A 12,872-nucleotide genomic window follows, 5' to 3' on the forward strand; every position below is an offset into this window, starting at 1 on the left:
AGGTTAAAACTACGGCGCCGGTTGAAGCCTGCGCCGCAGCGTTTACGGGCACAACATTTACACATGCATCGATGTTACAGGTACAAGGAACTCAGATACCGCTTTTCAGCAACATGCTGCGAACATGACCGATCGCCTTGGTCGGGTTAAGACCTTTCGGGCAGACGTTGACGCAGTTCATGATCCCGCGGCAGCGGAACACACTGAACGGGTCATCCAGCGATGCCAGACGCTCCTGGGTCTTGGTGTCACGGCTGTCAGCCAGGAAACGATAGGCTTGCAGCAGCGCGGCTGGACCGAGGAACTTGTCCGGGTTCCACCAGAACGAAGGGCAGGAAGTCGAGCAGCAGGCGCACAGGATGCACTCGTACAGACCGTCCAGCTTTTCACGCTCTTCAGGCGACTGCAGACGTTCGATGGCCGGAGCCGGCGTGTTGTTCTGCAGGAATGGCTTCACCTTCTCGTACTGCTTGTAGAAGATGCTCATGTCGACGACCAGGTCACGGATGACCGGCAGGCCAGGCAGCGGACGAACCACCAGCTTGTTGCCCTTGACCACGGAAGACAGCGGCGTGATGCAGGCCAGGCCGTTCTTGCCGTTGATGTTCATGCCGTCGGAACCGCAGACGCCTTCACGGCAGGAGCGACGATAGGAGAAACCTTCGTCCTGCTCTTTGATCAGGGCCAGCACGTCCAGCACCATCAGGTCCTTGCCACCGGTGTCGACCTGGAATTCCTGCATGAACGGCGCAGCGTCCTGATCAGGGTTGTAACGATAAACACTGACTTGCAACATGGCGATCACCCTTAATAAGTCCGAACCTTAGGCTCAAAAGTCGGAACAGTCTTCGGCGAGAAGTTCACGGCACGCTTGGCTACGCGCTTTTCACCCGGGAAGTACAGGGTGTGGCACAGCCAGTTTTCGTCGTCGCGATCTTCGAAGTCTTCGCGAGCGTGCGCACCACGGGACTCCTTGCGATGTTCTGCAGCAATGGCCGTTGCTTCGGCGACTTCCAGCAGGTTCTGCAATTCCAGCGCTTCGATCCGGGCAGTGTTGAACGCCTGGCTCTTGTCGTTGATCTTGACCTTCGCGATACGCTCGCGCAGGGTGGCCAGCTGAGCGATACCCTTCTGCATGTATTCGCCCGTGCGGAATACACCGAAGTAGTTCTGCATGCAGCTTTGCAGCTCTTTGCGCAGGGTGGCGACGTCTTCGCCATCGGTGCGTTCGTTCAGGCCGCTGAGGCGGGCCAGAGCGACATCGATGTCGGTGTCGGAGGCGCGACGGTAGTCGATGCCTTCGTTGAGCGCCTGCTCCAGGTGCAGACCGGCAGCACGACCGAACACGACCAGGTCGAGCAGCGAGTTGCCACCCAGACGGTTGGCACCGTGAACCGATACGCACGCCACTTCACCGACCGCGAACAGGCCCGGGATGATGGTGTCTTCGCCAGCGGCGTTCTGCGTGATTGCCTGACCGTGAATGTTGGTGGCGATGCCGCCCATCATGTAGTGGCAGGTTGGAACGACCGGGATCGGCGCAACGGCAGGATCGACGTGTGCGAAGGTCTTGGACAGCTCCATGATGCCTGGCAGACGGCTGTGCAGCACTTCTTCACCCAGGTGATCGAGCTTCAGCATCACGTGGTCGCCATCGGGACCGCAACCATTGCCGGCGATGATTTCCTTGACCATCGAGCGCGCAACGACGTCACGACCTGCAAGGTCTTTCGCGTTCGGCGCATAGCGCTCCATGAAACGCTCGCCGTGCTTGTTGATCAGGTAACCGCCTTCACCACGGCAACCTTCGGTGACCAGTACACCTGCGCCGGCAATGCCGGTCGGGTGGAACTGCCACATTTCGATGTCCTGAACCGGCACGCCTGCACGCAGGGCCATGCCGACGCCGTCACCGGTGTTGATCAGGGCGTTGGTGGTCGACGAGTAGATACGGCCTGCGCCGCCGGTAGCCAGTACGGTCGCGTCGGCGCGGATGTACGAGGTTTCACCGGTTTCGATGCAGATGGCGATGATGCCGACGAAAGCGCCGTCCTGGTTCTTCACCAGATCAACTGCATAGTATTCGTTGAGGAATACGGTGCCGGCCTTCAGGTTGGCCTGGTAAAGGGTGTGCAGCAAGGCGTGGCCGGTACGGTCGGCAGCAGCGCAGGTACGCGCAGCCTGACCGCCTTTACCGAAGTCCTTGGATTGACCGCCGAACGGACGCTGATAGATGCGGCCCTGCTCGGTACGGGAGAACGGCAGACCCATGTGCTCGAGTTCGAACACGGCTTCAGGGCCTACGGAACACATGTATTCGATCGCGTCCTGGTCACCGATGTAGTCGGAACCCTTGACGGTGTCGTACATGTGCCAGCGCCAGTCATCGTTCGGGTCGGCCGAAGCGATGGCGCAGGTGATGCCACCCTGGGCGGAAACGGTGTGCGAGCGGGTCGGGAAGACCTTGGTGACTACAGCGGTCTTGTGGCCGCCCTGAGCCAGCTGCAATGCAGCGCGCATGCCTGCACCACCGCCGCCGATGATGATGGCGTCGAATGAAAGTGTATTAATGTTAGCCATGAATCAGATACCCCAAAGAATCTGCACACCCCAGACGAAGTACGCGAACATCGCAATGCCGCAGACAGCCTGGAAAAGGAAACGCACAGCTGTCGCGGACTTGCCCAGCGCCATCGGCGTCAGGTAGTCGGTCGCGATGGTCCACATGCCGACCCAGGCGTGAGCGCCCAGGGCAACGAAGGCCAGCAGACTGAAAATGCGCATTCCGTTATGGGAGAACAGAGCGTGCCACGTGGCGAAATCGATGCCAGGGTGGGCGATCAGGTATCCGATCAGGAAGATGAAATAAGCCGCGAGCACTACGGCGGAGACGCGCTGCGCCATCCAGTCATAGAGGCCCGAACGTGACAGGTTCGTAACGCTGGTTACCATATCCAAACTCCCGCCAGAACAATCAACACCAGGGAAACGGCGATGATGATTTTCGAGCCCAGTTTTCCGCCTTCCAGCGTCTCACCGATACCCGCATCCATGATCAAGTGGCGAACACCGGCCACCAAGTGATACAGCAAGGAGGACAGGAGACCCCACACAACGAGTTTGGCCAGCGGACTGGTCAGGCAATCCTTCACCTCGGCAAAGCCTTCCTCGGAACCCAGAGACTTGCTCAATGCGTAAAGCATGATGGCGAGGCCCAGGAAGAGGATGATGCCGGAGACGCGATGAAGAAATGACGTTACGCCGGTGATGGGGAGTTTGATGGTCCTTAGGTCTAGGTTTACAGGTCGTTGGCTTTTCACGGCTTTTTTTCACACTGAAGAGCCCCTAACAATCAGGGCAAGTTGTTGGGAAGTGCACTGGTCAGGTACCCACTACCCAGGAAGTGACGGCCCCCAGAAAAACGGGCCTGAAAGCCCCTGGCGGTCGGACGCCGAGTATAGACAGTTAGCCAACTAATGACAACGCAAAGACCCCACGCTAAGGGCGGATTGCTTTAGCTCGATAAAAGGCGTAAATGGCAGGTAATTTCGCGGAAAACATCGCCTTAAAGCCTTCTGCTACAAGACTTTTGGCAAATTGACTTTAGAATTTATCTCACTATAGTGGTGCGGGCCCTGCGTGGGGGGCCTGTCTGATGATTTGAAGCATAAATAGGAGGCCACATGGCTGACAAAAAAGCGCAGTTGATCATCGAGGGCGCTGCCCCCGTCGAGCTGCCCATTCTGACCGGCACAGTTGGTCCCGATGTAATCGACGTACGCGGCCTGACCGCCACCGGACGCTTCACATTCGACCCAGGTTTCATGTCGACCGCCTCATGCGAATCCAAGATCACCTACATCGACGGTGACAACGGAATCCTGCTGCATCGTGGCTACCCGATCGAACAGCTGGCCGAGCAATCGGACTATCTGGAAACCTGCTACCTGCTGCTGAACGGCGAACTGCCGACTGCCGAACAAAAAGCTCAATTCGTCGTCACCGTGAAGAACCACACAATGGTGCACGAGCAGTTGAAGACCTTCTTCAACGGCTTCCGTCGCGATGCTCACCCGATGGCCGTCATGTGCGGCGTCGTCGGTGCCCTCTCGGCGTTCTACCACGACTCGCTGGACATCAATAATCCTCAGCATCGCGAAATCTCGGCGATCCGCCTGGTCGCGAAGATGCCTACCCTGGCCGCGATGGTGTACAAGTACTCCATGGGTCAGCCCATGATGTACCCGCGCAACGACCTGAGCTACGCAGAAAACTTCCTGCACATGATGTTCAACACGCCGTGCGAGATCAAACCGATCAGCCCGACGCTAGCCAAGGCCATGGACCGGATTTTCATCCTCCACGCCGACCACGAACAGAACGCTTCCACCTCCACCGTGCGCATGGCCGGCTCTTCGGGCGCCAACCCGTTTGCCTGTATCGCAGCCGGCATCGCCGCGCTGTGGGGCCCGGCACACGGCGGCGCCAACGAAGCCGTTCTGACCATGCTCGATGAAATCGGCGATGTCTCGAACATCGACAAGTACATCGCCAAGGCCAAGGACAAGAACGATCCGTTCAAGCTGATGGGCTTCGGTCACCGCGTTTACAAGAACCGCGACCCACGCGCCACCGTGATGAAACAGACGTGCGACGAAGTCCTGCGCGAACTGGGCATCACCAACGATCCGCAGCTGGAACTGGCGATGCGTCTGGAAGAGATCGCGCTGACCGATCCGTACTTCATCGAGCGCTCGCTGTACCCGAACGTCGACTTCTATTCGGGCATCATCCTGAAAGCGATCGGCATTCCAACCAGCATGTTCACCGTGATCTTCGCCCTGGCCCGCACCGTCGGCTGGATCTCGCACTGGAAAGAAATGCTCTCCAGCCCGTACAAGATCGGCCGCCCGCGCCAGCTGTACACCGGTGAAGTCTCTCGCGACATCGTGCCACTCGCAGAGCGCAAGTAAGCGCGACACCGACATGAAAAAGGCTGCCGATTGGCAGCCTTATTTGTGCGCTGAAGAACGCTTGCGACGCTTACTGCTCCGCATGCTCCTTGAGCGCCTTAAGCGTGTTGAAAGGCGCGTCGACGACGAACTTGTTAGCAAGCCAGGACGGAACGCTGCCGCCCGGTTCGGTGTGCACCTGGTAGGTAACCTCGGTCAGGTTGTCGCCCTTGGGCACGAACTTCCAGTAGCCCTCCACCTGCGCAACCCGTACGAAGCCTTTCTCTTCAGGAATGTACTTGGGCTGCCCCAGCAGCTTGCGAGTGAGGCTGCCATCGGCGCCTTCCACGGTCGTGACCTCGAGCACCGAATCCCGCGGCGTGACTGGCCACGGCGTGTTGAACTGGGTGTAGGTCCAAGTCTTGTCGCCTTCATGCTTGAGGATTTTCTGCGACTTGCACTCATGAATCCAGGCACACGCGGCAGCGACATCCTCTTGCAGCGCGCGCAATTTGGGAATGCCAGCCTTGATGGTGGCCACACCTTGATAAGCCTTGTACTGAGAGCCCGCGACGTCACTGAGCGAGACCTTGATGCCCTCCTCGTTCTTGGCAACCTTCCAGTCCTCAGCCTGGGCACTGGCAGCGACCATTACAGTCAGGCCGATTCCACATGCAATCCGGTACAGCGAACCCATTGTTGTATTCCTTATTCTTGAAGTTCAGTTGTCTCGATTGATCCACATCCCTGCCTTCAAGCAACCGATGTGAGCGTCTCCCACCAGCCCAGCAGGCGAATGGCGTCTTCGGAACTGCTGCCACAGACTTCCGCGTCTGCCGAGAACTGGCTACACACCGCCGGTCTTTCCGGCCTGCCGAACAGCCCGCAGAGCATGTCGACCGACAGGTGCAGACAACGTTCGCCAGCCGGCTTGCCCTGCGGCATCCCGGGAATGGGCGAGGTGATGGAGGGTGCAATGCAGCAAGCGCCGCAACCCGGACGGCATTCCATGAAAACGTACTCTGGGAGGCAGTGAGAGATGACAGGATCTTAACCGCTAAAACGCGCGTTTGAAAATACAGGATTCATGCAAGCCGACGGTCGAGGGCCCATTACTGCTTGAATTTGAAATCCAGTGCAGCGCCCTCGACATCCCGGCGCGCCTCGTTACGCAGTTGCAGCTGCATTTCGTTGCTGAGCAGACGGCCCTGAAGCTGAAAATCCGGATCGCTCTGCGAATCAGGAAACAGCTGCGGCAGCAGCGGCTTGGCGCCTGCCGAAGGCGTCTTGGGCTTGGCAGCGGAGGTGATCACGTTCGCTGGCGGGGCCAATTGCTTGACCATCTCCGGCGGCAGACTCAAATCAAGCTGAGCCTTCGGCAGTCGCGTGTCCTTGACCACTTGGGAGGCAGGCTTGGTCTTGCTGGCAACCGGCGCACGATTGGCCACCTCTGAATTGTCGGCTTTCACCTTGGCTGATCGGGCATTGGCACTGGGTGATTTCTGCTCGACCGCAGCCGCCTTATTGGGCGTGATGACAGGCGTGACAGACTTGGCGGGGGCCTGCGGCTTACTCGACGCGATAACGGGCACCACGCCAGCGTCAGGCGCTAGGTCGTGCACCGCTGGCGCCGTTGCAGCAGGAACAACAGGCTTTTCCAACGGTGCAGGCGCTTGAGCGTCCCTGGTTTGAGCCGTCGGGGCGGTCGCGGTCGTCGCTACTTTAGGCGGCGGTGTCACCGGCTTGTCGCCATCGCAAGCGCTCAACAAGACCAGCAACAACACGCCAACACAACGCAATGAATTCATAGATCGAAGACGGCAGATTAAGACACGAGCAAATATGCTGGCCCTTTAGTCAACCGGTGACAAGTGAAGCCTTGTCAGCCAGCCCCTGAACAATGGAAAGCAACGGACCGACTGAGTTCACCACGTTTGACCGGCGTCCTGACACAACTGCTTGGCAAGCATGCCCAGGGTCATCAGCGCCCTCTCCGCCTCACGGTTCCACGGCAGCCCGCAATTGAGCCGGATGCAGTGGTTGAACTGTTCGGTGTTACTGAAGATAAGCCCCGGCGCGATGCTGATGCCCTGCTCGAGCGCGCGCACGTGCAACTCCTGCGTATTGACCCGCCCCGGAAGGCTGATCCACAGGATGAACCCGCCAGCCGGACGGCTGATTTGCGTGCCCTCTGGAAACATTTGCTGCACCGCCAACTGAAAGGCGCTCAGGTTCTTGCGATGCTCCTGGCGGATGTAACGCAGGTGCCTGTCATAGCCGCCGTTCTCCAGATAAGAGGCCACGGCCATTTGCGTCACACTACACGCCGAATGGGTGCTGAAGGTTTGCAGCCGCTGGATTTCGGCCTGGTATTTTCCGGCGATCATCCAGCCGATGCGCACGCCCGGCGACAGCGTCTTGGAGAAGCTCGAGCAGTAGATCACCCGCCCCAGGCGATCGAACGCCTTCAGCGCTTTGGTCTTGTTCTGCTCATACATCAGCTCGCCGTAAATGTCGTCCTCGATGACCTGAATGTCGAAGTCCGACGCCAGCCGCAGCAAGTGTTTCTGCCGCTCTTCGGGCATCGTGCTGCCCAGCGGGTTGCTCAACCGCGAGGTCATCACCAAAGCCTTGATCGACCACTGATTGGCCGCCAGCTGCAAGGCCTCCAGACTGATGCCGGTGTTCGGATCGCTGGGAATCTCGATCACCTTCAGGCCCAACAGATCGGCCAGTTGCAGCAACCCGTAATAGGTCGGCGACTCGGCCGCGATCAGGTCACCGGGACTGGTCAGCACACGCAGCGACATCTGCAGTGCGTCGACACAGCCGTGTGTGATGACGACCTCTGAAGGATCGACCACCACGCCGGCATCGCGCATGCGGATCGCCACCTGACGCCGCAACGGCTCGAAGCCCGGGCTGAACATGTAGTTGAAGGCGCGAGGGCTCTGGAAGCGCGTGACCTTCGCCAACTGCTGGTGCAGCGCACGCAGCGGCAGGTAATCAATGTGCGGCACCGCAGCGCCGAACGCAAAGACACCCTCACGCCGGGCCTCCACCAGCACTTGCTGGATGATGCTGGCGCGGGTGACCAGACCCGGCCGCTCGACCCGTGCAATGTCCGGGGTCGGCGCAGTCAGGGCAGGCGTCTGATGGACGTAGTAACCGGACTGCGGGCGCGCGCGGATCAGCCCCTGATCCTCGAGATTGGCGTAGGCCTGCAGGACGGTGGCATGACTGACATTGAGCTGCGAGCTCATCTTGCGCACCGAAGGCACGCGCTCACCGGGCTGATACACGCCCCGGCGAATGTCTTCAGCCAACTGCTGAGCGATACGTTGATACAGCAGAAGATTGGTCATGGCGTCCCTCGTGTCACAGGCAGGTCGATTCCGGCGCACACTTTTCAATCTCACCGGAACAGTTGAGAAGTGTACGGGGACAGTTCAGGAAACCGCCAGTAATACTTGAGTGTGAAGAAAATTTTGTTAAGCCGTTTGCGCCAAACCTCTGGACGATTTGCACAAAAAAGCCCGGCGTCTTTGCAGACAGCCGGGCCTGATCAACCCAATAATTCAGCGCGGGGCGCTTAAATGGCCTTTTTCGTCGGAGAACACGATTTCCACCCGACGATTTTGCGCCCTTCCCCGTTCGGAAGTGTTCACATCCACCGGGTACTGATCGCCATACCCTTCCACCTGGATACGCTCGTCTTCGATCCCGAGGTCTGCCAGGACATCCGCCACCGCTTGCGCCCGATCACGGGACAGCTGCAGGTTTTCCTGAGCGTCGCCGGTGCTGTCGGTGTAACCCTCGATACGCACGACGCGCTTGGGATTGAATTGCAGAAACTGCACGACCTTCAGCACGGTACGGTTTGCCGAGCTCTTGAGTTCGGCATGGCCGGTGTCGAACAGCATGTCACCCAGCGTCATGACCAGACCCCGTTCGGTCTGCAACGTGGAAAGGCTGATCACTTGATCTTCGGCCCATTTGCCTTGCTGCTGCGCACCCGACAACTTGGCCTCACGCAGCGCCAGTTGCAGGCGCTGGCGTTCAAGCTCGAGGCGCGCAAGCTTCTCCTGATTGAGCAGCAACTTGCTGTGTTCGGTGGCGATCGCGCTGTAGCGGCTGCTCAGGTAAGCGTAATGGCTGACGTCGTCGGCACTGCCGATGTAGCTGGACAGACGCTCGGCTCTGGCGAGCAATTCGCCTGCGCGGATCACGTCCTTCGGCGCACTGCGCAAGACGTTGGTGTCTTCTTTGACTGTCTGGAAATCGGCGCTGGCGCTCTGCAACGTGGCTTCGCTACCGGGGTGAGCCGCGCAACCGTACAGTCCGGCACTCGCCAACAACATCGCGACGCTCACTGCACGCGGGATGGCGTTCATTGGCTCGCCCCCAACTGTTTGCGAAGACGCTCCAGGCGCGCGTTGACCTGTGCAACCTGTTCGTCGCTCTTTTGCGTCAGTACCCGCGCTTCCGCCAGGCGGGCATCCAGCTCAGCCTGCTCGGCCTGCATGCGCGCATCCTTGTAGGCCTTGTCGGCCATGTCGGCGCGGGCACGAGTCAGTTTGGCCTGCGCTTTGGCGAGGTCCGGTTCGTCATCGGTCGCACCCACGGCGCCCGCCTGAGTCACTGCCTGTTCGGTCAGTTTCAACTGCTCAACCGGCGCGGGATCGTTCGCGCAGCCGAACAGAGAGGCCGTTGCCACGGCTGCGATCAAAGGTCGTATTTTCAAAAGAAAGCTCAAAAAACATTCCTACTGGTGGGTGGCGCTGCTCGGCTGCTGCAACTGGGCTTTCCACAAATCCAGATTGCGCGTAACGGCTTCACTGGAGCGGCCCGAAGCGGACAATTCTGTCATTTTTTTCGCCAGCTGTCCGCGCAGCCAGGGTTCGTTGCACGCCGAGTTGAACGACAACGCCAGATACAAGCCCGGCCGGTCGAGCGGCAGCGGTTGTGCCGCAAGGTCCGCCGCCAGGGTCTGCGTCATCGCCATTCCAGCGTAGCGCCCGGCGAGCAAGTATTCGACCTGTCCCTGAACGAGGGCCTGGAAGGTCTGCGTCAGGTTGGTCTTCCTCTCCAGCGTGAGGTGCTCCTTGATCGCGCGCTCAAACGCAGGGGTCACGCGGGTTTTCTCGGAGATGGCGCCCGCATGGCCTTGCAGGTCCGCCAGAGCGTTGAAGGGCTGAGCGTGGCCTGCGCGGGTCCAGACCATGATTTCATTCTGGGAAACCGGCGGATGAACGAAGTCCAGCGACTCGAGTTCGGCGTCGTTCAGCGGGGTGTCGGCCAGCAGATCCATGCGTCCGGTGCGCACTTCCTCCAGTGCCTGACTGCGCTTGCCCGCGAAAAGCAGCTCGACCTTGATTCCTATCTGCGTCGCAGCCTCTTTGAGCAGGTCGGCGTTGGCCCCCATCAGGTGCTTCGGATCCTGCGGATCACGCCACAGGTAAGGCGGTGCATCCGGACTGCCCGTCACGATTAGACGATCGCACTTGCCCGCCGCCATCGTCAGCGAAGGCACGAGCAGTATTGCGCCTGCCAGTGATGCCAGCGTGCCCCTTGGCGACAACATGGCTACATCCTTTTTTCGACCCATAAAAAAACCCGCTCTGTTCCGACCGGGGAAAACGTCTTCGGCGCAGTGCAACCAATGATCAACGTTTTCCAGCAGCCCGAACGAACGGGTTCTCTTTATAAGTCAGACGGCTGGATTAGACCAGCTTCTCCAACTCAGGGACGGCTTCGAAGAGGTCGGCAACCAGACCGTAATCGGCCACCTGGAAAATCGGCGCTTCTTCGTCCTTGTTGATCGCGACGATCACTTTGGAGTCCTTCATGCCGGCCAGGTGCTGGATCGCGCCGGAAATACCGACCGCGATGTACAGCTGCGGCGCGACGATCTTGCCGGTCTGACCGACCTGCATGTCGTTGGGCACGAAGCCTGCGTCGACGGCAGCGCGAGAAGCGCCGACGGCCGCGCCCAGCTTGTCGGCCAGCGCATACAGATGCTTGAAGTTGTCGCCGTTCTGCATGCCGCGACCGCCGGAAACGACGATTTTGGCAGCGGTCAGCTCAGGACGGTCGGACTTGGCCAGTTCTTCATTGACGAAGGACGACTTGCCTGCGTCGTGGGCCGCAGCAACGGCTTCTACGCTCGCCGAACCGCCTTCGGCGGCAACGGCGTCGAAACCGGTGGCGCGCACGGTGATGACCTTGACGGCCGCCGACGACTGAACGGTCGCAATGGCGTTACCAGCGTAGATCGGGCGCTTGAAGGTGTCAGCCGATTCAACCGAGATGATCTCGGAGATCTGGTCGACGTCCAGTTGCGCTGCCACGCGCGGCAGGATGTTCTTGCCGTTGGAGGTGGCAGCGGCCAGTACGTGGCTGTAGTTCGCAGCCAGTTCGCCAACCAGGGGTGCCACGTTTTCCGGCAGTTGGTGCGCGTAGGCGGCGTTGTCGGCAACCAGCACCTTCGCGACGCCGGCGATCTTCGCAGCCGCTTCACCTACAGCGGCAACGTTCTGGCCCGCGACCAGGACGTGGATGTCACCACCGATCTTGGCGGCGGCCGCCACGGTGTTCAGGGTGGCGGGAGCGATCGCGCCGTTCTCGTGCTCAGCGATAACCAGGATAGTCATTTAGATTACCTTCGCCTCGTTCTTCAGTTTTTCGACCAGTTCTGCAACCGACTTGACCTTGATGCCTGCACTGCGGGCAGCCGGGGCTTCGACTTTCAGGGTCTTGTTGGTCGAAGACGTGGAAACGCCCAGCGCGTCAGGCGTCAGGGTTTCGAGCGGCTTCTTCTTGGCCTTCATGATGTTCGGCAGCGACGCGTAGCGTGGCTCGTTCAGACGCAGGTCGGTGGTGACGATCGCTGGCAGCTTCAACGAAACAGTCTGCGCGCCGGCATCGATTTCACGGGTGACATTGACGCTGTCGCCGGAGACTTCAACCTTGGAGGCGAAAGTGCCCTGGGCGTAGCCGCTCAGCGCAGCCAGCATCTGACCGGTCTGGTTGTTGTCGCTGTCGATGGCCTGCTTGCCAAGGATGACCAGTTGAGGCTGTTCTTTATCGACAACAGCCTTGAGCAGCTTGGCCACGGCCAGGGAGGTCAGCTCGTCAGCGGATTCAACGAGGATGGCGCGATCGGCACCCAGTGCCAAAGCGGTACGCAGTTGCTCCTGAGCGGTGGTCGGGCCAATGGAAACGACGACGATCTCGGTCGCGACGCCTTTCTCTTTCAGGCGTACGGCTTCTTCCACAGCGATTTCGCAGAAGGGGTTCATCGACATTTTGACGTTAGCGAGATCGACGCCGGAGTTGTCCGCTTTGACGCGAACCTTGACGTTGTAGTCGACCACTCGTTTGACAGCTACAAGAACCTTCATGGATTCCTCGTTACTCTCCGGTGAAAAGAAAGTCGCCAGGCTCAGCCCGGCGATGGGTACACGTCAGTGTAAAGAACACCTCTGAAAACAACGTATTCGTCGTTGCTGAATGCTGATTTCAGCAAAAACAGCCGCTCAGCCACGCCAACTCAAGCCAGAGGCCGGCTGGCCGTGTAAACTGCACCGCGCCCCGCCGCCCCTTGGGCCCAGCGGATCTGCAGCACAGCATTGCGTCGCTTTTAGAGGCGTTCTCCTGCCTGACGGTCAGCCTACGGCGAGCGCAAAACCGCCCGTATCTTGACCGGAACGCCTAGTCCGGTCAATACGACAAAAACGCCAGTCACAAGCCGCGTCCCTATGTTTTATCAGGGTTTCGGCCGATTCAAACAAACGTTTGTATTGGACCTGTGAGGTGGTGTAGATATAATGCAGACCCTTTGAGATATCGCGCGGGTGTACCCCATGCGCGTGTCGGTTTTAGCAACCTATAAAAAATATGCCGTTGAGCCCTGAGTAG

The 12,872-nt window shown here is 59.5% G+C and carries 14 protein-coding genes; 1 reads left to right on the plus strand and 13 read right to left on the minus strand.

Annotated features, from left to right (window positions below):
• Positions 1-91 precede the first annotated feature (91 nt).
• The 4 genes from AAGQ88_RS16990 to sdhC are packed head-to-tail and all read right to left on the minus strand — an operon-like array spanning position 92 to position 3,320.
• Positions 92-796 (minus strand): succinate dehydrogenase iron-sulfur subunit, encoded by a 705-nt coding sequence (locus AAGQ88_RS16990; RefSeq protein ID WP_093460102.1) that lies wholly within the window; start codon positions 794-796, stop codon positions 92-94.
• Between the two features lie 11 nt (positions 797-807).
• Positions 808-2,580 carry a succinate dehydrogenase flavoprotein subunit gene (sdhA, locus tag AAGQ88_RS16995; RefSeq protein WP_285426087.1) on the minus strand — a complete coding sequence of 591 codons (1,773 nt, stop codon included), beginning with the start codon at positions 2,578-2,580 and terminating at the stop codon, positions 808-810.
• A gap of 3 nt (positions 2,581-2,583) precedes the next feature.
• Positions 2,584-2,952: a succinate dehydrogenase, hydrophobic membrane anchor protein gene (gene sdhD, locus AAGQ88_RS17000; protein WP_093459224.1), complete on the minus strand. Its 369-nt coding sequence runs from the start codon at positions 2,950-2,952 to the stop codon at positions 2,584-2,586.
• Entirely contained in the window at positions 2,946-3,320 is a 375-nt protein-coding gene (sdhC, locus tag AAGQ88_RS17005; RefSeq protein ID WP_285426088.1) for a succinate dehydrogenase, cytochrome b556 subunit, read from the minus strand. The genes sdhD and sdhC overlap by 7 nt, the downstream gene beginning before the upstream one ends.
• 363 nt (positions 3,321-3,683) lie before the next feature.
• Between sdhC and gltA the strand changes: the two genes are divergently transcribed.
• Positions 3,684-4,973 carry a citrate synthase gene (gene gltA, locus AAGQ88_RS17010; protein WP_285426089.1) on the plus strand — a complete coding sequence of 430 codons (1,290 nt, stop codon included), beginning with the start codon at positions 3,684-3,686 and terminating at the stop codon, positions 4,971-4,973.
• Between the two features lie 70 nt (positions 4,974-5,043).
• Here gltA and AAGQ88_RS17015 read toward each other — a convergent pair whose 3' ends face one another.
• The 9 genes from AAGQ88_RS17015 to AAGQ88_RS17055 all read right to left on the minus strand — a co-directional run bounded on the left by AAGQ88_RS17015 (position 5,044) and on the right by AAGQ88_RS17055 (position 12,355).
• A complete protein-coding gene (locus AAGQ88_RS17015; protein ID WP_342653027.1) occupies positions 5,044-5,649 on the minus strand; it encodes an START domain-containing protein in 606 nt (201 codons plus the stop codon).
• 56 nt (positions 5,650-5,705) lie between these two features.
• Positions 5,706-5,963, minus strand: coding sequence for a YkgJ family cysteine cluster protein (locus tag AAGQ88_RS17020; RefSeq protein WP_342653028.1), 258 nt, complete (start codon positions 5,961-5,963; stop codon positions 5,706-5,708).
• Positions 5,964-6,064: 101 nt separating this feature from the next.
• Complete coding sequence (locus AAGQ88_RS17025; protein ID WP_342653029.1) at positions 6,065-6,574, minus strand: translation initiation factor 2; 510 nt, start codon at positions 6,572-6,574, stop codon at positions 6,065-6,067.
• A gap of 303 nt (positions 6,575-6,877) precedes the next feature.
• Complete coding sequence (locus tag AAGQ88_RS17030) at positions 6,878-8,317, minus strand: PLP-dependent aminotransferase family protein (RefSeq protein WP_285426093.1); 1,440 nt, start codon at positions 8,315-8,317, stop codon at positions 6,878-6,880.
• Between the two features lie 213 nt (positions 8,318-8,530).
• Positions 8,531-9,346: an OmpA family protein gene (locus AAGQ88_RS17035; protein WP_342653030.1), complete on the minus strand. Its 816-nt coding sequence runs from the start codon at positions 9,344-9,346 to the stop codon at positions 8,531-8,533.
• Entirely contained in the window at positions 9,343-9,696 is a 354-nt protein-coding gene (locus AAGQ88_RS17040) for a DUF4398 domain-containing protein (protein ID WP_285426111.1), read from the minus strand. Before AAGQ88_RS17040 ends, AAGQ88_RS17035 begins: the two co-directional genes overlap by 4 nt.
• Before the next feature lie 21 nt (positions 9,697-9,717).
• Entirely contained in the window at positions 9,718-10,536 is an 819-nt protein-coding gene (locus AAGQ88_RS17045; RefSeq protein WP_342653031.1) for a transporter substrate-binding domain-containing protein, read from the minus strand.
• Positions 10,537-10,675: 139 nt separating this feature from the next.
• Positions 10,676-11,605 (minus strand): FAD-binding protein, encoded by a 930-nt coding sequence (locus AAGQ88_RS17050; RefSeq protein ID WP_342653032.1) that lies wholly within the window; start codon positions 11,603-11,605, stop codon positions 10,676-10,678.
• Positions 11,606-12,355 carry an electron transfer flavoprotein subunit beta/FixA family protein gene (locus AAGQ88_RS17055; protein WP_093459233.1) on the minus strand — a complete coding sequence of 250 codons (750 nt, stop codon included), beginning with the start codon at positions 12,353-12,355 and terminating at the stop codon, positions 11,606-11,608.
• Positions 12,356-12,872: the final 517 nt, after the last annotated feature.

Source organism: Pseudomonas sp. F3-2 (assembly GCF_038804275.1).
Lineage (GTDB): Bacteria > Pseudomonadota > Gammaproteobacteria > Pseudomonadales > Pseudomonadaceae > Aquipseudomonas.

Bases quoted from the DNA above. Each gene is read 5' to 3' on its own strand.
- AAGQ88_RS16990 (WP_093460102.1), bottom strand. From the start codon at position 796: ATGTTGCAAGTCAGTGTTTATCGTTACAACCCTGATCAGGACGCTGCG.
- sdhA (WP_285426087.1), bottom strand. From the start codon at position 2,580: ATGGCTAACATTAATACACTTTCATTCGACGCCATCATCATCGGCGGC.
- sdhD (WP_093459224.1), bottom strand. From the start codon at position 2,952: ATGGTAACCAGCGTTACGAACCTGTCACGTTCGGGCCTCTATGACTGG.
- gltA (WP_285426089.1), top strand. From the start codon at position 3,684: ATGGCTGACAAAAAAGCGCAGTTGATCATCGAGGGCGCTGCCCCCGTC.
- AAGQ88_RS17015 (WP_342653027.1), bottom strand. From the start codon at position 5,649: ATGGGTTCGCTGTACCGGATTGCATGTGGAATCGGCCTGACTGTAATG.
- AAGQ88_RS17020 (WP_342653028.1), bottom strand. From the start codon at position 5,963: ATGGAATGCCGTCCGGGTTGCGGCGCTTGCTGCATTGCACCCTCCATC.
- AAGQ88_RS17030 (WP_285426093.1), bottom strand. From the start codon at position 8,317: ATGACCAATCTTCTGCTGTATCAACGTATCGCTCAGCAGTTGGCTGAA.
- AAGQ88_RS17035 (WP_342653030.1), bottom strand. From the start codon at position 9,346: ATGAACGCCATCCCGCGTGCAGTGAGCGTCGCGATGTTGTTGGCGAGT.
- AAGQ88_RS17045 (WP_342653031.1), bottom strand. From the start codon at position 10,536: ATGTTGTCGCCAAGGGGCACGCTGGCATCACTGGCAGGCGCAATACTG.
- AAGQ88_RS17050 (WP_342653032.1), bottom strand. From the start codon at position 11,605: ATGACTATCCTGGTTATCGCTGAGCACGAGAACGGCGCGATCGCTCCC.
- AAGQ88_RS17055 (WP_093459233.1), bottom strand. From the start codon at position 12,355: ATGAAGGTTCTTGTAGCTGTCAAACGAGTGGTCGACTACAACGTCAAG.